19 protein-coding genes and 1 pseudogene are annotated in these 20,316 nt (G+C 73.0%); 12 read left to right on the plus strand and 8 right to left on the minus strand.

The window, feature by feature from the left end:
- Positions 1-115 precede the first annotated feature (115 nt).
- Positions 116-1,855, plus strand: a complete 1,740-nt coding sequence (locus ES689_RS08975; protein WP_146903085.1) for an AMP-binding protein — start codon at positions 116-118, stop codon at positions 1,853-1,855.
- A 343-nt stretch (positions 1,856-2,198) separates the two neighbouring features.
- On the opposite strand, the gene nagB is transcribed toward ES689_RS08975, so the two are convergent.
- Both nagB and ES689_RS08985 read right to left on the minus strand, forming a co-directional pair.
- Entirely contained in the window at positions 2,199-2,987 is a 789-nt protein-coding gene (nagB, locus tag ES689_RS08980; protein ID WP_146903088.1) for a glucosamine-6-phosphate deaminase, read from the minus strand.
- Positions 2,988-2,990: 3 nt separating this feature from the next.
- Positions 2,991-4,247 (minus strand): PTS transporter subunit EIIC, encoded by a 1,257-nt coding sequence (locus tag ES689_RS08985; RefSeq protein ID WP_146903091.1) that lies wholly within the window; start codon positions 4,245-4,247, stop codon positions 2,991-2,993.
- Positions 4,248-4,482: 235 nt separating this feature from the next.
- Between ES689_RS08985 and ES689_RS08990 the strand changes: the two are divergent.
- Together ES689_RS08990 and ES689_RS08995 are read left to right on the plus strand one after the other, a co-directional pair.
- Positions 4,483-4,719: pseudogene (locus ES689_RS08990) on the plus strand (glucose PTS transporter subunit EIIB); the annotation flags it as partial.
- A complete protein-coding gene (locus ES689_RS08995; RefSeq protein WP_146903096.1) occupies positions 4,716-5,177 on the plus strand; it encodes a PTS glucose transporter subunit IIA in 462 nt (153 codons plus the stop codon). The pseudogene ES689_RS08990 and the gene ES689_RS08995, both read left to right, overlap by 4 nt.
- A gap of 39 nt (positions 5,178-5,216) precedes the next feature.
- On the opposite strand, the gene ES689_RS09000 is transcribed toward ES689_RS08995, so the two are convergent.
- Positions 5,217-6,035, minus strand: a complete 819-nt coding sequence (locus ES689_RS09000) for a GntR family transcriptional regulator (RefSeq protein WP_223269496.1) — start codon at positions 6,033-6,035, stop codon at positions 5,217-5,219.
- A 165-nt stretch (positions 6,036-6,200) separates the two neighbouring features.
- Here ES689_RS09000 and ES689_RS09005 point away from each other — a divergent pair, with 165 nt between their 5' ends.
- Positions 6,201-7,295, plus strand: coding sequence for a M23 family metallopeptidase (locus tag ES689_RS09005; protein ID WP_146903099.1), 1,095 nt, complete (start codon positions 6,201-6,203; stop codon positions 7,293-7,295).
- Between the two features lie 140 nt (positions 7,296-7,435).
- Here ES689_RS09005 and nagA read toward each other — a convergent pair whose 3' ends face one another.
- From nagA to ES689_RS09025, 4 genes are read right to left on the minus strand one after another with little or no spacing between them, the layout of a single operon-like run.
- Positions 7,436-8,647 carry an N-acetylglucosamine-6-phosphate deacetylase gene (gene nagA, locus ES689_RS09010; RefSeq protein WP_146903103.1) on the minus strand — a complete coding sequence of 404 codons (1,212 nt, stop codon included), beginning with the start codon at positions 8,645-8,647 and terminating at the stop codon, positions 7,436-7,438.
- A complete protein-coding gene (locus ES689_RS09015; RefSeq protein WP_123547788.1) occupies positions 8,644-9,030 on the minus strand; it encodes a YrdB family protein in 387 nt (128 codons plus the stop codon). Before ES689_RS09015 ends, nagA begins: the two co-directional genes overlap by 4 nt.
- A 43-nt stretch (positions 9,031-9,073) precedes the next feature.
- On the minus strand, positions 9,074-9,967 hold the full coding sequence (purU, locus tag ES689_RS09020; RefSeq protein ID WP_146903106.1) for a formyltetrahydrofolate deformylase: 894 nt from the start codon (positions 9,965-9,967) through the stop codon (positions 9,074-9,076).
- 58 nt (positions 9,968-10,025) lie between these two features.
- The gene (locus tag ES689_RS09025; RefSeq protein WP_146903109.1) at positions 10,026-10,433 is read right to left on the minus strand and encodes a DUF1304 domain-containing protein; all 408 of its coding nucleotides are present in this window, start codon (positions 10,431-10,433) and stop codon (positions 10,026-10,028) included.
- Positions 10,434-10,606: 173 nt separating this feature from the next.
- Between ES689_RS09025 and ES689_RS09030 the strand changes: the two genes are divergently transcribed.
- The 7 genes from ES689_RS09030 to rbsD all read left to right on the plus strand — a co-directional run bounded on the left by ES689_RS09030 (position 10,607) and on the right by rbsD (position 18,048).
- Positions 10,607-11,725, plus strand: a complete 1,119-nt coding sequence (locus ES689_RS09030; RefSeq protein ID WP_191330317.1) for an acyltransferase — start codon at positions 10,607-10,609, stop codon at positions 11,723-11,725.
- A gap of 307 nt (positions 11,726-12,032) precedes the next feature.
- The gene (locus ES689_RS09035) at positions 12,033-13,064 is read left to right on the plus strand and encodes a LacI family DNA-binding transcriptional regulator (protein WP_146903116.1); all 1,032 of its coding nucleotides are present in this window, start codon (positions 12,033-12,035) and stop codon (positions 13,062-13,064) included.
- A 2-nt stretch (positions 13,065-13,066) separates the two neighbouring features.
- Positions 13,067-14,590 carry a sugar ABC transporter ATP-binding protein gene (locus tag ES689_RS09040; protein ID WP_146903119.1) on the plus strand — a complete coding sequence of 508 codons (1,524 nt, stop codon included), beginning with the start codon at positions 13,067-13,069 and terminating at the stop codon, positions 14,588-14,590.
- Positions 14,591-14,697: 107 nt separating this feature from the next.
- Positions 14,698-15,669, plus strand: coding sequence for an ABC transporter permease (locus ES689_RS09045; protein ID WP_146903122.1), 972 nt, complete (start codon positions 14,698-14,700; stop codon positions 15,667-15,669).
- A gap of 56 nt (positions 15,670-15,725) precedes the next feature.
- On the plus strand, positions 15,726-16,673 hold the full coding sequence (locus ES689_RS09050; RefSeq protein WP_146903124.1) for a substrate-binding domain-containing protein: 948 nt from the start codon (positions 15,726-15,728) through the stop codon (positions 16,671-16,673).
- Complete coding sequence (locus ES689_RS09055) at positions 16,673-17,668, plus strand: ribokinase (RefSeq protein ID WP_146903127.1); 996 nt, start codon at positions 16,673-16,675, stop codon at positions 17,666-17,668. Before ES689_RS09050 ends, ES689_RS09055 begins: the two co-directional genes overlap by 1 nt.
- Positions 17,665-18,048, plus strand: coding sequence for a D-ribose pyranase (rbsD, locus tag ES689_RS09060; RefSeq protein ID WP_146903131.1), 384 nt, complete (start codon positions 17,665-17,667; stop codon positions 18,046-18,048). The genes ES689_RS09055 and rbsD overlap by 4 nt, the downstream gene beginning before the upstream one ends.
- Positions 18,049-18,109: 61 nt before the next feature.
- Here the strand turns inward: rbsD and ES689_RS09065 are convergent, their stop codons facing one another.
- Positions 18,110-18,661, minus strand: coding sequence for an AI-2E family transporter (locus tag ES689_RS09065; protein WP_146903134.1), 552 nt, complete (start codon positions 18,659-18,661; stop codon positions 18,110-18,112).
- A 318-nt stretch (positions 18,662-18,979) separates the two neighbouring features.
- On the opposite strand from ES689_RS09065, the gene ES689_RS09070 reads away from it, so the two are divergent.
- Positions 18,980-20,107, plus strand: coding sequence for a LacI family DNA-binding transcriptional regulator (locus ES689_RS09070; RefSeq protein ID WP_146903137.1), 1,128 nt, complete (start codon positions 18,980-18,982; stop codon positions 20,105-20,107).
- Positions 20,108-20,316: the final 209 nt, after the last annotated feature.

Below are 20,316 nucleotides of genomic sequence, written 5' to 3' on the forward strand. Positions count from 1 at the left end.
TCGAGAAGAACAGCGCGTGCGGCACGGATCGCGGTCGGTCGATCGCGGACCACGGATCAAGGGAGCACCGCGCCGCATGCCGCGCCCGGCATGGGCGGGCGAGCATCATGGAGACATGGTCCCCGTCGCACCCTCCGTCGCAGCCTCCGCCGCCGAGAAGCCGTCCACCGCCGCGTTCCGCGCTGCCCGGGACGCGCTGTCGGCCCACGCCGGCGACCACGAGGCGGCGCGTGCGGCGTTCCGCTGGCCCGACGTCGGCGACTCCTTCAACTGGGCCCGCGACTGGTTCGACGCGATCGCGCAGGGCAACGACCGCGTCGCGCTCTGGATCGTCGACCAGGACGGCGCCGACCACCGGGTCACCTTCGACGAGATGCGGCGTCGCTCCGACCAGGTCGCCTCGTGGCTCGTCGAGCGCGGGGTCGCGAAGGGCGACCACGTCATGCTCATGCTCGGCAACCGCGTCGAGCTGTGGGAGGCGATGCTCGCGATCATGAAGATCGGTGCGGTCATCCTGCCCACCTCCGTCGTCCTCGCTCCCCGTGACCTCGCCGACCGGGTCGAGCGGGGGCTCGTCCGCCACGTCGTGGCCGCGGTCGCCGACGCTCCGAAGTTCGATCGTCTCGCCGAGGGCGTGGGACGCATCGTGGTCGGCGGGGAGCGCCCCGGGTGGGCGTCCTTCGACGACTCGCGCCGCGCCTCCGCGACGGCGCCCGTCGTCGACACGGCGACGAGCGACCCGTGCCTCGTCTACTTCACGTCGGGCACGACGAGCAAGCCGAAGATGGTCGTCCACACGCACGCGTCGTACCCGGTCGGGCACCTCACGACCACGTACTGGATCGGCGTGCGGCCGGGAGACGTGCACCTCACGATCTCGTCCCCGGGCTGGGGCAAGCACGCGTGGAGCCTGTTCTTCGCGCCGTGGACGGCCGAGGCCACCGTGTTCGTCCACGAGCAGGCGCGGTTCTCGGCCGCCGCCCTGCGCGAGCAGCTCGACCGAGCCGAGGTGACGTCGTTCTGCGCACCGCCGACCGTGTGGCGGATGCTGATCCAGTCGTCGCTCGGCGAGCGTCCCGGAGCGCTGCGCGAGGCGCTGTCGGCGGGGGAGCCGCTCAACCCCGAGGTCATCTCACGCGTGCAGCAGGCCTGGGGCCTCGACATCCGCGACGGCTACGGCCAGACCGAGACGACGGCGATCGTCGCGAACCCTCCCGGCTCGGTCGTCAAGGCCGGCTCGATGGGACACCCGTTGCCGGGCGTCGAGGTCGTGCTGGTCGACCCGGCGACGGGCGTGGTCGGCGACGCAGGCGAGGTCTGCCTCGACCTGCGGGTGCGGCCGGTCAACCTGATGGCCGGCTACCTCGGCGACGAGGCGCGCACGGCGGCCGCCCAGCGCGACGGGCTGTTCCACACCGGCGACGTCGCGACCCGGGACGCCGACGGCATGATCACGTTCGTCGGCCGCACCGACGACGTCTTCAAGTCGTCCGACTACAAGGTGTCGCCGTTCGAGGTCGAGAGCGTGCTGATCGAGCACCCCGCGGTCGCCGAGTCGGCCGTCGTGCCGGCGCCCGACGACGTCCGGCTCGCCGTCGTCAAGGCGTACGTCACGCTCGCCGCCGGCTGGGAGCCGACGGCCGACACGGCCCGCACCGTGCTGGCCCACGCGCGCACGGGCCTGCCGGCGTACGAGCGCGTGCGACGCCTCGAGTTCGTCGAGGAGCTGCCGAAGACCATCTCGGGCAAGATCCGCCGGGTCGAGCTGCGCGAGCGCGAGGAGGCGGCGGCCCGGCAGGGCGACCGTCTCGCCGCCGAGTGGCGCGACGCCGACTTCCCCGACCTGCGGGGCTGACGCCGCGCCTCCTGCGGGTGTCTGCGCCTCCTCATTCAGGAACATCGCGCCTGATCCGCGCGGCGGGGGGACTCAGGTTCCTGATCGGTGCACGGTTCAGGAACGACCGAGCCGCGCCTCCTGCATGGTGCAAGGAGGCGCGACGGCGGTCGGGACGGATGTTCCTGAATGCCGGATCGCCGGCCCTGGATCAGGACCGATGTTCCTGAATGAGGAGGGGACAAGCCCGGGGCGGCGCTCGAGCAGGCTGGCGCTCGAGCAGGTCGGCGCTTGAGCAGGTCGGCGCTCGAGCAAGCTGGCGCTCGAGCAGGCTGGCGCTCGAGCAGGTCGGTGCTCGGCCGGGTCAGCGCTCGAAGCGCTGCCAGGCCGGCTTGTTCGCGTAGGTGTAGCGGTAGTAGTCGGCGAGGGTGAGCAGCGCCGCCGCTTCCTCGTCGACGACGATCGTCGCGTGCTGGTGCAGCTGCAGCGCGCTCCCGGGACACATCGCCGAGAGCGGACCCTCGACCATGCCCGCCACGGCCGAGGCCTTCGACGAGCCCACGGCGACCAGCACCACCTCGTGGGCGTCGAGGATCGTGCCGAGACCCTGCGTCATGCAGTGCGTCGGCACCTGCGACGGATCGTCGAAGAAGCGCGCGTTGTCGGCGCGGGTCTGCGGCGCCAGCGTCTTGATCCGGGTGCGCGACGCGAACGACGACGTCGGCTCGTTGAAGCCGATGTGCCCGTTCGCCCCGATCCCGAGGATCTGGATGTCGATCCCGCCTGCGGCCGCGATCGCCTCGTCGTACTCGACCGCGGCGGCCTCGATGTCGTCGGCGCGGCCGTCGGGCACCCGCACGCGGGCGGGGTCCATGCCGAGCGGCACGACGACGTCGCGCCGGATCACCGACGCGTAGCTCTCGGGGTGCTCGAGCGGGATGCCGACGTACTCGTCCAGGGCGAAGCCGGAGGTGCGCGAGAAGTCGAGCTCACCCGCCTGCACCCGGCCCGCCAGCGACGCGTAGATCCCGGTGGGGGAGGAGCCGGTCGCCAGGCCGAGCACCGCCTCGGGCTCGCGCTCGACGACGGACGCGATCTTCAGTGCGGCGACGCGGCCCGCCTCGGCGGCGTCGCGGACGATGACGATCTCCACGCGTCAGGCCTTCGTCGCCGCGTCGGCGGACTCGGCCGACACGTCGTCGTCCTCGCGACCGGGAGTCTTGAGGTTCCACTTCTTGATGACGAAGCTGAAGACGACGTAGTAGATCACCGCGTAGCCGAGGCCGATCGGGATGAGCCAGATCGAGTTCTGCGAGATGTTGAAGTTCAGGACGTAGTCGATCAGGCCCGCCGAGAACGAGAACCCGGTGTGGATGTCGAGCGCGTTCACCAGCGCCATCGACGTGCCCGTCAGGACCGCGTGGATGAGGTAGAGCGGCCACGCGACGAACATGAACGAGAACTCGAGCGGCTCGGTGATGCCGGTGAGGAACGCGGTCAGGGCGGTCGACAGCATGATGCCGCCGATGAGCTTCTTCTTCTCGGGGCGGGCGTGGCGCCAGATGGCCAGGGCAGCCGCGGGCAGGGCGAACATGAAGATGGGGAAGAAGCCGGTCATGAAGACGCCCGCGCTCGGGTCGCCCTGGAAGAAGCGGGTCAGGTCGCCGCGGTAGAGGGTGCCGTCGTCCCCGGTGAAGTCGCCGACGAGGAACCACACGACGTTGTTGAGGATGTGGTGCAGTCCGGTCGGGATCAGGAGGCGGTTGACCACGCCGAAGACGCCGCCGCCGACGACGTCGTTCGCGGCGACGGCCGTGCCGATCCAGGTGAGCGCCGAGTTGAACAGCGGGTAGATGAACGACATGACGACGCCGACGACGAGTCCCGTGACGGCGGTGAGGATCGGCACCAGGCGGCGACCCGAGAAGAACCCGAGGAAGTCGGGCAGCTTCGTGCGGTAGAAGCGCTGCCACAGCATCGCGGACAGCAGGCCCATCACGATGCCGCCGAGCACCCCGTAGTTGATCACGGCAGGATCGCCTGCGGCGGTGGTCTCGCCCGCGAGCACGAGCGGCGACATGGCCGTGAAGACCCCGTCGATGACCATGTAGCCGACGACCGCGGCGAGGGCCGTGGAGCCGTCCGACTTCTTGGCCCAGCCGATCGCGATGCCGACCGCGAAGATCAGGGGCAGCCAGGTGAAGACCGCGTTGCCGGCGGCGCTGATGACCGAGCCGCCGGTCTCGAAGCCGGGGATCGCGCCGAGCAGGTCGGGCTGGCCGAGACGCAGCAGCAGGCCCGCCGCGGGCAGCACGGCGATCGGCAGCATGAGGCTGCGGCCGAGGCGCTGCAGCACCGCGAACGCGGCCGAGCCCTTCTTCGGCGTCGTGGCCGTGGTGTCGGTCGTGGTCATCTGAGGTCCTCTCATCGTGCGCAGAGTCGTGCGGCAGGTGCCGCTGCCGCGACTCGACGTCGGTGCAGGCGGGGCCCTGGGGCAGGAGGTGCGGGTCGGCCGGTCCTGTCCGGTCATGACCAGTGAGTGGTAGTTTCCTCAGACCCGCCGGTGGTGTCAACTAGGAGGCGCACCCGGTGTCGGGACGTCCCGCCCGGACGACCAGCACCACGAGCCCCACGACGAAGGAGAACAGCTCATGTCGAAAGCACAGGCCATGATCGACGGACTCGGCGGCGCCGACAACATCGAGGAGATCGAGGGGTGCATCACGCGCCTCCGCACCGACGTGAAGGACCTCTCCCTCGTCGACGACAAGGCCCTCAAGGCCGCGGGCGCCACGGCGGTCGTCCGTGCCGGCGGCAGCGTCCAGGTGATCGTCGGCACGATCGCCGACTCGCTCGCCGAGGACATCAACGACCTGCTCCCGTGACCGCCGCCGTCGCCCCCGTCACGGGTCGGGTCGTCTCGCTCGCGGACGTGCCCGACGCGGTGTTCGCCGGCCAGCTCGTGGGAGCGGGCGTGGCGATCGAGCCCAGCGCGCCTCCTGCGGGCAGCCGCCTCGTCGACGTCGTCTCGCCGGTCGACGGCGAGATCGTCAAGCTGCACCCGCACGCCTTCGCGGTCGTGCACGAGTCCGGCACGGGTCTGCTCGTGCACGTCGGCATCGACACGGTCAAGCTCGGCGGCGAGGGCTTCGAGCTCGCCGTCGCCGAGGGCGCGACGGTCTCGGCCGGCGACGTCGTCGTCCGTTTCGACCCCTCGGTCGTCGCGGCGGCGGGCTACTCGGCGGTCTGCCCCGTCGTCGTGCTCGACAGCGCGCCCGACAGCGTGCCCCAGGAATCGGTGGGCACCGACGTGGAGGCGCGGTCGCCGCTCTTCACGTTCTGAGCCCGCGTCGCCCAGGTCCGGGCCCGCGTCGCACGGGACTCAGGCGTCCTCGGGCTCGTCCGTCGACGTCACCTGCATCGTGAGGCGGTACCGGTCGGACCGGTACCAGCTCTCGGACCGCTCGATCGGGTCGTCGCGCGAGAACGACACCCGCTCGAAGTGCAGCACGGGGGCGCCGTCCGGCGTCCCCAGCAGGGTGGCGATGTCGACCGGGGCCTCTCGGGCGGCGACCGTCTGGGTGGCCCGGGTGACCGGCTGGTCGTACTCGTCGGCGAGCAGGCGGTAGAGCGAGAGGCTCAGGTCGCGGTCGAGGAGCCCCGGGAGCCGGGCGGACGGGTACCAGGCGTCGTCGATGCTGACCGGCTCGCCGTCGGCGAGGCGCAGCCGCTTGACGTGCAGCGCGGTCTCGCCCGGGCCGAGGTCGAGGGCCGCCGCGGTCTCGGGAGCAGGGACGCACTCGTCGCGCACGAGCACGACGGTGCTCGGACGGTGGCCGAGCGACGTCATCTCGCTCGTGAACGAGTTGAGGCGCAGGGTCGACTGCACCGCGCGGTGGGCCACGAAGGTGCCCTTGCCGCGGACCCGGGTCAGCCACCCCTCCGAGACGAGCTGCCCGACCGCCTGGCGCACCGTGATGCGGCTCACTCCGTGGTCGACCATGAGCTGACGCTCGCTCGGGACGGCCGCGCCGGCCGGCAGCTCGTCGGCCGCCAGGCGCTGCAGGATCATGCGGAGCTGCTCGTGCTTGGGCACGGCACCGTCGGTGATCCGCTGCCCCGTCGCCCGTGCCATCGCGTGCCCCCTCGGCTGTCCTCGGCTGTCGTCGTCGGGCCGGAGGCGGTGGTCCCGTCCGGTCATGACCTATCTGTCCGCACCTCAGACTACGCACCCTCGCCCCGTCGGCGCTGGCCCACGACCGGGGCGCGGCCCCTGGTGCGACGGGCGACCCTGGCCTACACTCGTCGGGACCCGTGGAGCGAGGAGGACCGTGATCGACAGCCCCGGCCCCTTCGTGACGGCCCTGTGAGCGCGTCCGACGGCATCTCCGTCGAGCCTGCTGCTCCGCTGACCCGGCGCGAGGCGCTGGCGCGAGAGCGCGCGGCGCTCGCCGCAGCATCCGGTCCGGCCGTCGCCCCGGCCCCGACTCGTGCTCCTGCCGCCGCGGCGGCACCTGCTGCCGCACCTGCACCTGCACCTGCACGTGCGCTCGCACCCGCACCCGCTGGGTCACGACGCACGGTCGTGGCGGTGCGTCCCCGTCGCGTGCCGGTCTCGGCCGTGCCGACCCGCGCCTCCTCGTCCGCCCGGGCGTCGTCGACGCCACCCGTCGCCCGCGCGACCATGTCGAAGGCCGCTCGTCGGCTCCGCGCCGCCGCGGTGCCCGCCGTCGCGTTCCTCGCGAGCGGGCTGTTCTTCTCGTCGAACGTCACGCCGGCGACCGCGAGCGACCTCGGCGGATCCGTGGTGCAGACCTCGGCCGCGGCGCCCGTCCCCGGCCAGACGCTCGCCGCGTCGCTCGTGGTGCTCACCGTCTCGGAGCGCGACGCGTTCGTCGTCAAGGACGCGCCGCCTCCGCCGCCCCCGCCCCCGGTCGTCGTGCCCACGCCAGAGGCCGGCACGTCGAACGCGAAGTCGACCCGCACCGGGGGCGTCGCCTCGGGTGCAGGCACCATCGTCAACTCGGGCACGGGCGACATCCGCTGGCCCTTCCCCGGCACGGTCGTGCTCAGCTCGGGCTTCGGCCCGCGTGCGGCGCCCTGTGCCGCGTGCTCGAGCATGCACATGGGCCTCGACATGACCCCGGGAAGCGGAACGCCGATCGGCGCGGTCGCGGCCGGCACTGTCCGCACGTCGGGCCTGCACGCGCAGTTCGGCCAGTACGCCGTGATCGACCACGTCATCGACGGCCAGAAGATCAGCACCCTCTACGCGCACATGGTCGTGGGCTCGAGCCCCCTGGTCGTCGGCCAGCAGGTCGCCGTCGGCGAGCTCGTCGGCCTCGTCGGCCGCAGCGGCGTGGCCACCGGCGCGCACCTGCACTTCGAGGTGCTGATCGGCGGCTCGACCCAGGTCGACCCGCGCGCCTGGCTCGACGCGAACTCCGGCCGCACGCTCTAGCCGCCCCACCCTGCGTTTGGGTCTCTCCTCATTCAGGAAGATGAGTCCTGAGTTCGCACGACGCAGGAGGCGCGGTCCTGAACCGTGCACAGTTCAGGAACTCAGACGCGTCGTCTCCTGAACTGCACGGACGCGGTACGTCAGCGACCGTCCGTCAGCTCGCGTCCCGCGGCCCACACGCGCGACACGTGCCAGTCGTCCGTCCACGCGACCGCGTCGGCGACGTAGCCGGGAGCGAGCAGGCCGATCCGTTCCTCCTCGCCGATCGCCTTCGCGGGGACGGTCGTCAACGCCTCCACGGCGCACGTCGGCGACTGCTGGGCCCCGGTCAGCGCGAGGCGCAGGGCGGCGTCCTGCGTCAGGGTCGACCCGGCGATGGTGTCGGTTCCGGCGAGCACGGCGACGCCGTCGCTCACGGTGACGGCGAGCTCGCCGAGCAGGTAGTCGCCGTCGGCCGAGCCCGCGGCGGACATCGCGTCCGTGATCAGCGCGACGCGGCCGGGGGCGGACGCGAACACCATGCGGACGACCTCCGGGTGCACGTGCACGCCGTCGAGGATCAGCTCGATCGTGACGCGCTCGTCGCTGACGGCCGCGACCACCGGGCCGGGCTCGCGGTGTCCGATGCCGGCGATCGCGTTGAATGCGTGGGTCATCATCGTCGCGCCACGGTCGAAGGCGGCGACCGCGAGGTCGTGGTCGGCGTCGGTGTGGCCCACGGCGACGACGGCCCCGGCGGCGACGATCCGCTCGACGGCGTCGAGCCCGCCGGGAAGCTCGGGCGCGAGCGTGACCTGGCGGACGACGCCGGGCACGGCTCCGAGCAGGGCGTCGACGTTCTCGGGGGAGGGGACAGCGAGGTGCTGCTCGGCGTGCGCGCCCTTGCGGTGCGGCGCGAGGAACGGCCCCTCGAGGTGGGCGCCCAGCACGAGCGGGTCACGACGTCGCAGCTCGGCGATGGTCTCGAGCGAGCCCCGGAGGCGGTCGATCGGGTTCGCGACGAGGCTCACCAGCGAGCGGGTCGTCCCGTGCGAGCGGTGCAGGGCCAGGCCGCGCTCGATCTCGTCGGCGCCTCCGTCGTGGCTGGCGCCTCCTCCTCCGTGCGTGTGCAGGTCGACGAGGCCCGGGGTGAGGCGGGCGCCGTCGAGGTCGACCACGACGTCGGCGACCGGCAGCGCGCCTCCCAGTCCGTCCCGGCCGTCCCGGTGCCGACCCGGGGCCTCGAGCGGGAAGGCCTGCTCGGCCGTGCTGCCGGTCGCGACGATGGTGTCGCCGTCGACGAGCATCCAGAAGCCCTCGGTCTCGCCCGTGGCGTCGACCGCGTGCGCGTTCGTGAAGAGGGTGGTGCTCATGCGCGGTCCTCCCGGCGGGCGGCGACGACGCCGGTGACGGCGGCGACCAGGGCGAAGGCGACCGCGACGACCGGGTGCCCGAGCTGGGCCCAGGCGATCGCAGCCGCGCCCATCACGGCGATCTCGACGAGGCTGCGGCCGACCCGGTCGGTCGGCACCACGGCCCGCGGCGAGCGGAACAGGGCCCAGACGACGACGGCGAAGCCGGGCGCCCCGAGCATGAACGCGAGGGCCGGCCACGGCCAGGCCCACGCCAGGTAGCCCCACAGTGCGAGGGAGAAGAGGGCGAAGAGCTCGACCGCGAAGCGGAGCAGGTCGAAGGGGGCAGGGCGGCGAGCCGCGGGCGGACGGTGGTCGGCTGTCGCGGCGTCGGTCGGGGTCACGGTGCCAGCGTACGACCGTGTGCCAGGAGCGCGGTGCGGCGGGTCAGCGGAAGACGATGGTGCGGGCGCCGTCGAGCAGCACGCGGTTCTCGGCGAACCAGCGGACGGCCTGGGTCAGCGTGCGGCTCTCCTCGTCCTGGCCGATCGCCATCAGCTCGGGGGCGCTCCGCGTGTGGTCGACCCGGACCACGTTCTGCTCGATGATCGGCCCCTCGTCGAGATCGCTCGTGACGAAGTGCGCCGTCGCGCCGATCAGCTTCACGCCGCGCGCGTGCGCCTGCCGGTACGGGTTCGCGCCCTTGAAGCCGGGCAGGAACGAGTGGTGGATGTTGATCGCCCGGCCCTCGAGCGCCGCACAGAGCTCGGGGCTGAGGATCTGCATGTAGCGGGCGAGCACGACGAGCTCGATGTCGTAGCGGTCGACGACCTGCAGCACGCGGGCCTCGAAGGCGGCCTTGCTGTCGGCGTCCGAGACGGCGTGGTGCTCGAAGCGGGTGCCGTAGAACTCCGCGAGCTCGCCGAGATCGGGGTGGTTGGCCAGCACGAGGGGGATCTCGACCGGCAGCTGGCCGGCGCGCTGACGGAAGAGCAGGTCGTTCAGGCAGTGCGCCGCCTTGCTCGCGAGCACGAGGGTGCGGGTCGGACGGCCGACGACGTCGAGCTCGTGCTGCATGCCGTAGCGCTCGACGACCGGGGCGAGCCGGGCCTCGAAGGCGGCTCGCTCGCCGGGCGCCTCGACCTGCAGACGCATGAAGAAGGTGCCGGTGTCGTGGCTCGAGAACTGGGCCGACTCGGTGATGTTGCCGCCCGCCTCCACCACCGCTCCGCTGATCGCGTGCACGATTCCGGGGGCGTCGTCGCAGACGAGCGTCAGGGTCCAGTGGGTCGTCGACGCGGCGGGGGCGGCAGCCGAGGAGGCGGTGGTCGGGTCGGTCACCAGACCAGGGTAGTGCGCGGGTCGGCCCTGTTCCGCGACGGCTGGTGCGCCACGGCTGCTACGCCACGGCCGAGACGAGCAGGGTCAGCAGTGTGACGAGGGGGAACAGCCCCTGGGTCGCGGCGGCGCGCGCCTTGCTGCGGTCGGTGACCGCGAGCACGAGGGCGGCGGCGAGCATCGACCCCGTGCCGGCGAGGAGGAGGGCGAGACCTGCGGGGGAGGCCTCGGGGGCCGGGCCCGCGCCTCCTGCGACCACCAGCACCGCGCCGACGATCGTCACGATCGCGAGGAACAGGTTGTAGAAGCCCTGGTTCAGGGCGAGGGGCTTCGTGTGCTCGGCCTGGGCGTCGCTCGTGATGCCGAACGTGGCGCGGACTCGGGGCGTCGTCCAGAGCACGGACTCCATCACGAAGATGTACACGTGCAGCAGGGCCGCGAGCGAGGCGGCGACGAGGGCGACGATCATGCGCCGACTCTAGGCCCGAGAGGCGCGGCTCGTGTCGTCGGCGAAGGGGTGGCACGGCGGGCGGTCCTGCGGCTCCTCCCTGGAGCCGCGCGCCGTCACGGGTTATGGTGTCGAACGGCCGATCACGAGGTCGGGCCTCCGAGAACCCGGACCGGAGGCGAGACGGAGGAACGATGACCGCGCCTGCCCGCGACGCGTCGGCGCGCTCGTCCGCCCCACGGCGGGCCCGTGCGGGGACCCTCGGCGCCGTGCTGGACCCGAGGCGGAACGCCTACAACTTGATCAGGCTCGTCATGGCCGCCTTCGTGGTCGTCTGGCACTCGTTCCCGCTGACGGGTCACGACATCGGCCTCGAGCCGGTGCGGCAGCTCGCCTCCCGCCTCCCCGTCGACGTGTTCTTCGCCATCTCGGGCTACCTGATCGCGATGTCGTGGTCGCGCACGCCGAGCGTCGTCGCGTTCCTGCGTGCCCGCGTCCTGCGCATCTTCCCCGCCTTCTGGGTGTGCCTCGTCCTGACCGCCGGCGTCTTCGCGCCGGTCGCCCTCCTCCTCCGGGGCGTGCCCGCACCGGACGGCTTCGTCGGTGACGCCGTCTCCTACGTCGTCAGGAACGCCGCGCTCAGGGTGTGGCAGTTCGACATCGCGGGCACGCCGCTCGGCACTCCCCTCGAGGGTGCGTGGAACGGCTCGCTGTGGACCCTCGGGTGGGAGTTCACCTGCTACCTCGGCGTGCTCGTGCTCGGGGTGCTCGGGCTCCTGCGGTCCCGCTGGGCCCTGCCCGTCGCCTACGTCGCCTGCACGGCGGGCGTGCTCGCCAGCTCGTACGGCGACGTGCACAACTGGTACCTGACCAACGGCTCGCGCTTCGGCATCGTCTTCGTCGCGGGGGCGATCATCTGGCGCTGGCGCGACAGCCTGCCGGTCAGGGGGTGGCTGCTCGCCGTGGCCGCGCTCGTCGTGGCCGTCTCGTCGACGCTGCCCGACTACGGGGTCGTGGCCGCGTTGCCCCTCGCGTACCTCGCGCTCGCCGCCGGGGCCCTGCTGAAGCAGCCTGCCCTGTCGATCAGGACGGACATCTCGTACGGCACCTACATCTACGGCTTCCCGCTGCAGCAGCTGCTGGCCACGGCGGGCCTGGCCTCGCTCGGGGTGCCGCTCTTCGCCCTGCTGTCGCTGGCGATCACGTTCGCCGCGGCGGCCGCGAGCTGGCACCTCGTCGAGAAGCCGACGATGAAGTTCAAGCGACGCCGGCCCGTGCCCGGACCGACCGACCCGGTGAGCACGGTCGCCTGACCTCCCGGGGCGTGGGGCGTGCGTCTGGCGCGGCGCGGCGCGGCGGTCGGTCGCTGCCGCCGCCGCCCCTGTCGCATCGTGTTCCGAGCTTCGCGTCGCGTCACGGCGGGACGTGATGCTCGGAACGCGATGTGACACGACAGCGGCCGGGATGCGAGTCGCCAGCTGAGGCTCCGTGGGCGCGGTTGACACTCGGGGCACACGCGGCTACCGTCGTGAAATCGGTTCCATGGAATCGATTCCACACCATGGTCCCCTGCGTGCAGGGCGACCTGCCGAACCACCCGAGCTCACGACGGAGTAGCTGATGACCGCTGTCACGATCAAGGACGTCGCACAGCGCGCCGGGGTCTCCCCGGCGACGGTGTCACGCGTCCTGTCGGGCAACCCGGCCACGTCGGCCGAGTCGCGGCAGCAGGTCGAGCAGGCCGTCCGCGAGCTCGACTTCCGGCCCAACGCGCAGGCCAGGGCGCTGCGCTCGACCCGGTCCGACACCGTCGGCCTCCTCGTCTCGGACGTCCGCAACCCGTTCTTCGCCGACCTGGCCCACACGATCGAGCAGGGCCTGCTCGAGCTCGGCTACGTGACCCTGCTCGGCAACGCCAACGAGAACCGCGAGCAGCAGGACCGCTACCTCGACACCCTCATCTCGCGCCGCGTGGACGGGGTGATCGTCGCGCCGCAGGGCGGCGACTCCGCGAGCATCGACGCGCTGCTGACGCGCGACGTGCCCACGGTCTTCGTCGACCGGACCATCCCGGGCGTCGACGTGCCGAGCGTCACCACCGACAGCGGTCCCGGCATCCGGGCGGCCGTGCGGCACCTCGCCGACCTCGGGCACGTGCGCGTCGGCTACATCGCGGGGCCGCAGAGCGTCTCGACCGGCCGCGAGCGACTCGAGTCGTGGACGAGCGCGGTCGCCGAGAGCGGCCTCAGCGACGACCCGGCCCTCGTGCACGTCGGCGACTTCCAGAGCGCCAGCGGCTCCGAGGGCGTGCACGCGCTCTTCAGCCTCGACGAGCCGCCGACCGCCATCCTCGCGGCGGACAGCCTCATGGCCGTCGGCGCCATCGCGATGCTGCACCGCCTCGACCTCCGCATCGGCGAGGACGTCGCCGTCGTCGCCTTCGACGACGTCGAGTGGTTCTCGCTGCTGAACCCCGCCCTCACCGTCGTCGCGCACAGCGTCGACGAGATGGGGCGACGCGCCGTCGAGCTGCTGCAGGACGTCATCGCAGGGCGTCGTCCCGACTCGGTGACGCTGCCGAGCGAGCTCGTCGTCCGCGCCTCCTCGTCTTCTCCCGTCCCCACCCCGTCCCGACCCCTCGGCAGGAACTGACCATGACCACCTCGATCAGCGACGATCGTCCCCTCCTCACCCTCGACCGCGTGAGCAAGTCGTTCGGGCCCGTGCGGGTCATCGATGACGTCACGGTGCACGTGCGCGCCGGCCAGGTGCAGGTGCTGCTCGGCGAGAACGGCGCGGGCAAGTCGACCCTCATCAAGATGATGTCGGGCGTCTACCAGCCCGACGGCGGCCGCGTCGTCGTCGACGGCGAGCCCGTCTCGCTGCCCGGCACCCTCGCCGCCGAGAAGCTCGGCATCGCCACCATCCACCAGGAGCTCAACCTCGTGCCGTCGCTCAGCGTCGCCGAGAACGTGATGATGGGCCGGTTCCCGACCCGCTTCGGCATGGTCGACCGGCGGGAGCTGAAGCGTCGGGCGCGCGCGGCGCTCGAGCTGATCGGGCTCGACGTCGACGTCGACACGAAGGTGGCCGAGCTCGGCATCGCCCGTCAGCAGCTGGTCGAGATCGCGAAGGCGCTGAGCATCGACGCGCGCATCCTCATCCTCGACGAGCCGACGGCGGCGCTCACCCGGCACGAGACCGAGCAGCTCTTCGCCGTCGTCGCGCAGCTGCGGGCGCGCGGCGTCGGCATGCTCTTCATCAGCCACCACCTCGACGAGATCGCCGAGATCGGCGACACGGTCGCGGTGCTCCGCGACGGACGCTTCGTCGCCGAGGTGCCCGCGTCGACGCCCGAGGCGGAGCTCGTGCGCCTCATGGTCGGCCGCGACATCGACGAGCAGTACCCGCGCGGCACCGGCGCCGAGAACGGCGCGGGCGACGTGCTCGTCGTCTCGGGCCTCACCGGCGAGCGGTTCCGCGACGTGTCGTTCACGGTGCGGGCGGGGGAGGTGCTGGGCATCGCCGGCCTCGTCGGAGCCGGTCGCACCGAGGTCGTCCGCGCGATCGCCGGCGTCGACCGGTACTCGTCGGGCACCGTGAGCGTCCGAGGCCAGGCCCTCCGGAAGGGCGACGTCGCCGGCGCGATCGCCGCGGGAATCGGGCACGTCCCCGAGGACCGGAAGGGGCAGGGCCTCGTGCTGGGCGCCTCCGTCAACGACAACCTCGGGTACGCGACCCTCGCCTCCAGCGCCCGGGGCGGTCTCGTGGACTTCACGGGTCAGCGCCAGCGCGCCGAGGCGGTCGCCGCTCGCCTGCGGATCCGGATGCGCGACATCGACCAGCCGATCGGCGCGCTCTCGGGCGGCAACCAGCAGAAGGCCGTCTTCGGCCGTTGGATCATCGCCGGCTCCACGGTGCTGCTGCTCGACGAGCCCACCCGCGGCGTCGACGTCGGCGCGAAGGTCGAGATCTACGAGCTGATCAACACCATCACGGCCGCCGGCGGAGCCGTCGTCATGGTCAGCAGCGAGCTGCCCGAGGTGATGGGCATGAGCGACCGGATCATCGTGATGCGGGACGGCGTCGTGGCCGGCGAGCTCGCCGCGGCCGACGCCACCCAGGACGCGCTGATGACGCTCGCCGCCCGCGACGTCCCGGACGCCGACGCGGCCTGACGGCGCCCGACGCGTCACGCGACCCGGCGCGCCCTCGCGACCGCCGCCTCCTCGGCGGTCGCTTCCCCCCACGACTCGACGAACCCGACCAGACCAGGAAGACACCCATGACCACCACCACCGTGAAGGCGCAGCGACGCTCCTTCGACATCAAGGCGTTCCTCGCCGCCAACGGCGCCCTCGTCGGGCTCGTCGTGCTCTGCCTCGCCCTCTTCATCGCGACGCCCGACTTCCTGACCGGCCGCAACCTCCTCAACATCGGCATCCAGGTCTCGACCGTGGCGGTGCTCGCCTTCGGCATGACCTTCGTCATCGTCGCGGGCGGCATCGACCTCTCGGTCGGCTCGGTCGCCGCTCTCTCGGCGATGGTCTCGAGCTGGACCTTCGCGACGGCGGGCCTGCCCGGCGGGCTCGCCCTCGTCGTGGGCCTCGCGACCGGCCTCGTCGCCGGCCTCGTCAACGGGTTCGCCAGCGCCTACGGCAAGTTGCCGTCGTTCATCGCGACCCTGGCGATGCTCAGCGTCGCCCGCGGACTCACGCTCGTCGTCAGCGACGGCCGCCCGATCTCGACGCCCGCGGCCGTGTCGTTCCTCGGCGGCAACGTCGGGCCCGTGCCGGTGCCGGTCATCGTGCTGGTCGTGGCCGCCGCGATCGCGTCGTTCATCCTCAACCGCACCGTGATCGGCCGCACCATGTACGCGGTCGGCGGCAACGCGGAGGCGGCCCGCCTGTCGGGCCTGCCCGTCAAGCGGATCGTCGTCACCGTCTTCGGCCTGGCGGGCCTGTTCGCCGCGCTCGCCGGCCTGCTGCTCGCCGGGCGCCTCGACTCGGCCCAGCCCCAGGCGGCGGCGGGCTACGAGCTCGACGCGATCGCCGCCGTCGTCATCGGCGGGGCAAGCCTCGCCGGCGGTGTCGGCCGCATCTCGGGCACGGTGATCGGCGCCCTCGTGCTCGTCGTCATCCGCAACGGGCTGAACCTGCTGAACGTCACGTCGTTCTGGCAGCAGGTCGTCATCGGCCTCGTCATCGCGCTCGCCGTGGGCGTCGACGTGCTGCGCCGCAAGACGCGCAGCGCCTGACGCCCACTTCCCCTGAACCCCCACCCCACCACCAGAACCCCACCGAAGGACACACGATGAAGTCTTCCTCGTTCCGCAAGGCCGCCACCGTCGCCGCCGTCGTCGCAGTGGTCGTGACCGGCACCGCCGGCTGCAACCGCACCCCCGCAGGAGAGGCCGAGCGCCCCACGGTCGTCCTGTCGCTGTCGACGCTCAACAACCCGTTCTTCGTCGAGCTGCGCGACGGCGCGCAGGCCGAGGCCGACGAGAAGGGCGTCGACCTGCAGGTCGTCGACGCGCAGAACGACTCGGCGACGCAGAGCAACCAGCTGGCCACCGCCGCGTCGAACGCCGACGCCGTCATCCTCAACGCCGTCGACAGCGACGCCGCCGGCCCCGCCGCCTCGCAGCTGAACGACGCCGGCGTGCCGATCGTCGCCGTCGACCGCGCGGTCAACGGCGCCGACGTCGCGTCGTTCGTCGCGAGCGACAACGTCGCCGGCGGCGAGCAGGCCGCGAAGGCGCTGGCCGAGGCCATCGGCGAGCAGGGCGAGGTCATCGTGCTGCAGGGCGTCGCGGGCACCTCGGCCAGCCGCGACCGCGGCGAGGGCTTCACGAAGGGCATCGCCGAGTTCCCCGGGATCACCGTCGTCGCGCAGCAGACCGCGAACTTCGACCGCGCCACCGCTCTCGACGTCACGACCAACCTGCTGCAGGCGCACCCCGACGCGGTCGGCGTCTTCGCCGAGAACGACGAGATGGGCCTCGGCGCGATCCAGGCGCTCGGCTCGCGTGCCGGCACCGACGTGAAGGTCGCCGCGTTCGACGGCACAGAGGACGGCCTGAAGGCCATCGAGGCCGGCACCCTGTCGAGCACGATCGCGCAGCAGCCGGGCGAGCTCGGCGCCCTGGCCGTCGACCAGGCCGTCAAGGCGATCGACGGCGGCGAGGGCGACGACGGCCCCTCCGACCAGGCCGTCGAGGTCATCACGGTCACGAAGGAGAACGTGGGTGACTTCTCCTGATGCACGGCTCTGCTGAGGCGGCCGGCGCCGGCGTGGTCGTCGTCGGGTCGATCAACGTCGACCAGGTCGTGACGGTCGACCGCCTCCCCCTCCCCGGCGAGACGCTGATCGGCACGTCGATGACGTTGCTGCCCGGCGGCAAGGGCGCGAACCAGGCCGTCGCCGCGGCCCGGCGCGGCGCGGCCACGACGATGATCGGCGCGGTCGGCGACGACGTGCACGCCTCGGCGGCGCTGCCGCTGCTCGTCGAGAGCGGCGTGGACGTCGAGCGGGTCGCCACGGCGGAGGGCCCCACCGGGCTCGCCGTGGTGAGCGTCGGCTCCGACTCCGAGAACACGATCGTCGTCGTGCCCGGCGCCAACGCCTCGGTCGACGAGGAGGCGGTCGCCCGGCACGCCGAGGTCGTCTCGCGCGCCGCCGTGGTCGTGCTGCAGGGCGAGATCCCCGTCTCGGGGATCGAGCGCGCGGCACGCCTCGCGACGGGGCGCCTGGTGCTCAACCTGGCGCCCGTCGTGGCGGTCTCGGCCGAGGTCGTCCGGCTCGCGGACCCCCTCGTGCTCAACGAGCACGAGGGGCGCCTGCTGCTCGAGCTCGTCGCGCCGGAGGCCGCCGAGCGCCTCGCGGGACGGGACACCTCGGACGCCTCCGCGGGCGGCGACGCGGCCGTCGTCGGCGAGCTTCGTGCGCTGGGCGTCGCCTCCGTCGTGCTCACGCGCGGTGCGGCCGGCGCCCTGGTCTCGGACGCCTCCGGCTCGTGGTCGGTGCCGTCCCCGCGGGTGCGGGCCGTCGACTCGTCGGGAGCCGGCGACGCGTTCGTCGGCGCCCTGAGCGCCGCGCTCGCGGGCGGCTCCTCGCTGCTCGAGGCCGCGCAGGAGGCGGTGCGCGTCGGCGCCTACTCGGTCACGACCGCGGGCACCCAGCCCTCGTACCCGGGCGTCGACGACGAGCTGCCGTCGACGGACGAGCAGGTCACGCCCATCGAGGTGCAGTCGTGAAGCGCGGCGGGATCCTCAACGCCCAGCTGAACGCGGCGATCAGCGGCCTCGGCCACGGCGATCTCGTCGTCGTCGCGGACTGCGGCCTGCCCCTGCCGGCCGGCGTGCCGGTGGTCGACCTCGCGGTCGTGCACGGCCTGCCGTCGTTCGCCGGGGTGCTCGACGCCTTGCTGACCGATGCCGTCTTCGAGGCGTGCACCGCGGCGGACGAGAGCGTCGGCACCGCGGCGGGCGAGCAGATCGCCGCACGGTTCGACGACGTCGCGCACGTGTCGCACGACGAGCTGAAGGCGCTGAGCGGGCGGGCGCGGCTGCTCGTCCGCACGGGCGAGGCGACCCCGTACGCCAACGTCGTGCTGCGCTGCGGGGTGCCGTTCTGAGCTGAGCCGAGCTCCGCGCCCGCGTCGGTCCGGCCGACCCTGCCGCCCGCCAGCCCGCGCCTCAGGCGCTGGCGGGCGGCGCCCCGTGCACGGTGGCCGGGCCCGCACGTCGGGCCTTCCCGCGGCCCGACGCGACGTACTCGACCATCACGTTGACCGTCGCCGCGCGCGGGAAGAGACGGACGACCCAGTGCCACACGCCCCGCCCGTCGATCAGCAGGAAGATCGTCGCGAACAGCGTCAGCAGACCGCCCGCGACGAGGTGCCCCGCCGCCGAGCCGATCGCCGCGACGCCGCTGAGGATCTGCTGGCTCGCGTCCTGCAGCGCCTGCCCTGCCTGCCCGACGTACTGGTCGAACTCGCCGGCGGTGAGCTTGAGCGGCGACGTCCGCAGGAACTGCCGCAGGCTGTCGTACGCCGCCATGCCCTCGTCGCTCAGGTCGCCCGCGCCGGCGCGCACCTGGGTCACGACGAGCACGAGCAGCCCGCCGACCAGGACGACGAGCGCGAGCAGCGCCACCACGATCGATGCCCGGCGGCACCGCGCCGGGTGCGAGGGCGCGGCCGGGCGAGCCGGCCCGCGCCTCCTCGGCCTCGCCCGGGACGGGGACACGAGGAGGTGCTCTGGGCTCGCCGGGAGCGGCCCCGGTCGTCGAGGTGGTCGGGTCGGTCGTCGCGCTGCGGCGGCGCCAGGGGTGGTCCATGGTCGGAGTCTCCGGTCGGTCGGCCATCAGTGGGCTGTGACTTCGCCGATCGGGGCGTGGACGCGCGCTGGACGGCCATCCGTCGGCGCGTGCGCCGGTGCGCACGACTGCTCCTGCGTCGTCTCGGTGGCCGGGCACGGGGTGCTCGCGAGGCCTGCCGTAGCATCGACGGGTCCCCGGCCGCCGCCGAGGACCAGCCGACAGGCCGACCGACGAGGAGGCGCGACGTGACGGACCGGGTCACCATCGTCGAGGTCGCCGCCCGTGCCGGCGTCGCCATCAGCTCCGTGTCGAGCGCGCTCAACGACCGGCCCGGCGTCTCGGAGCAGACGCGGGCACGGATCAAGCAGGCCGCCTCCGACCTGGGCTTCGTGCCCAGCGTCCGTGGCCGCTCGCTCAGCGCGAAGCGGGCCTTCACCGTCGGGCTCGTCGTGCACCGCGACCCGTTCGTGCTCGAGTCGGACCCGTTCTTCGGCAGCTTCATCGGCGGTCTCGAGTCGGTGCTCGACCCGCGCGGCTACGCGCTGATCCTGCAGATGGGCTCGGCCGCCGACGAGACGCTCGACCGCTACCGACGCCTCGCTGCCGGTCGTCGGGTCGACGGGGTGTTCCTCAACGAGCTCGTCGTCGACGACCCGCGCGTCGCCCTCGTGCAGCAGCTCGGGCTGCCGGCCGTCGGCGTGAACCCGGCCCCGGGGTTCCCCCTGCCCGCGGTGCACCAGGACGTCTCGGCGGGGGTCCACGAGCTCGTCGCCCACCTCGTGTCGCTCGGGCACCGACGGTTCGCCCACGTCGCCGGGCCGTCGCGGTTCGTCCACGCGGTGCACCGGGTCGAGGCGTGGCGCGAGGCGCTCGTCGCCGCGGGGTGCGACCCCGGCGTGCTCGTCGAGGCGGACTTCACGTACGAGGGGGGACGTCGCGCCGCGGCCGAGCTGCTCGGCGGGGCTGCTCGCGACGGGGGTGCCGGCGACGGTGCTGCCGACCGCGGCGACCGGCCGACCGCCGTGTTCTGCGCCAACGACCTCGCCGCGATCGGGTTCATGGCCGAGGCGGACGCCCGGGGCGTGCGCGTGCCCGAGGACGTCAGCGTGGCCGGGTTCGACGGCATCGAGCTGGGCACCTACGTGCGGCCTGCGCTCACCACGCTGACGACGGCGCCGCGACTGCTCGGCGCGGAGGCCGCGCGGCTGCTGCTCGCCGCCGTCGAGGGCCCCGATGCCGGGAGCGCGGCCTCGGGTGTCGCCGCGTCTTCCCGTGTGAGGGTGGATGAGGGGGCGGTGCCCGCGGTCGCGCACGCGGACATCGAGCCGGCGCGCCTCCTGGTCCGCGCCTCCACCGGTCCCGCTCCGCGCTGATCCCTCCCCGCTCTCTCCCGTCGCGCCCCCGCTCCGTCGTTCCGCGCGCCTCGGACCGCCCCTGTGCTGCCCCGTTCCGGACAAGATGACGCGGCACATCGCGTCATCTTGTCCGGAACGGGGCATTCGGCAGGTGCGGGCTCGGGCGGCGAGGGCGCGGGAGGCGGGAGGCGGGAGGCGGGAGGCGGGGGTTACGTTCCCGGCGGCTC

Source organism: Frigoribacterium sp. ACAM 257 (assembly GCF_007954365.1).
Classification (GTDB): Bacteria; Actinomycetota; Actinomycetes; order Actinomycetales; family Microbacteriaceae; genus Frigoribacterium.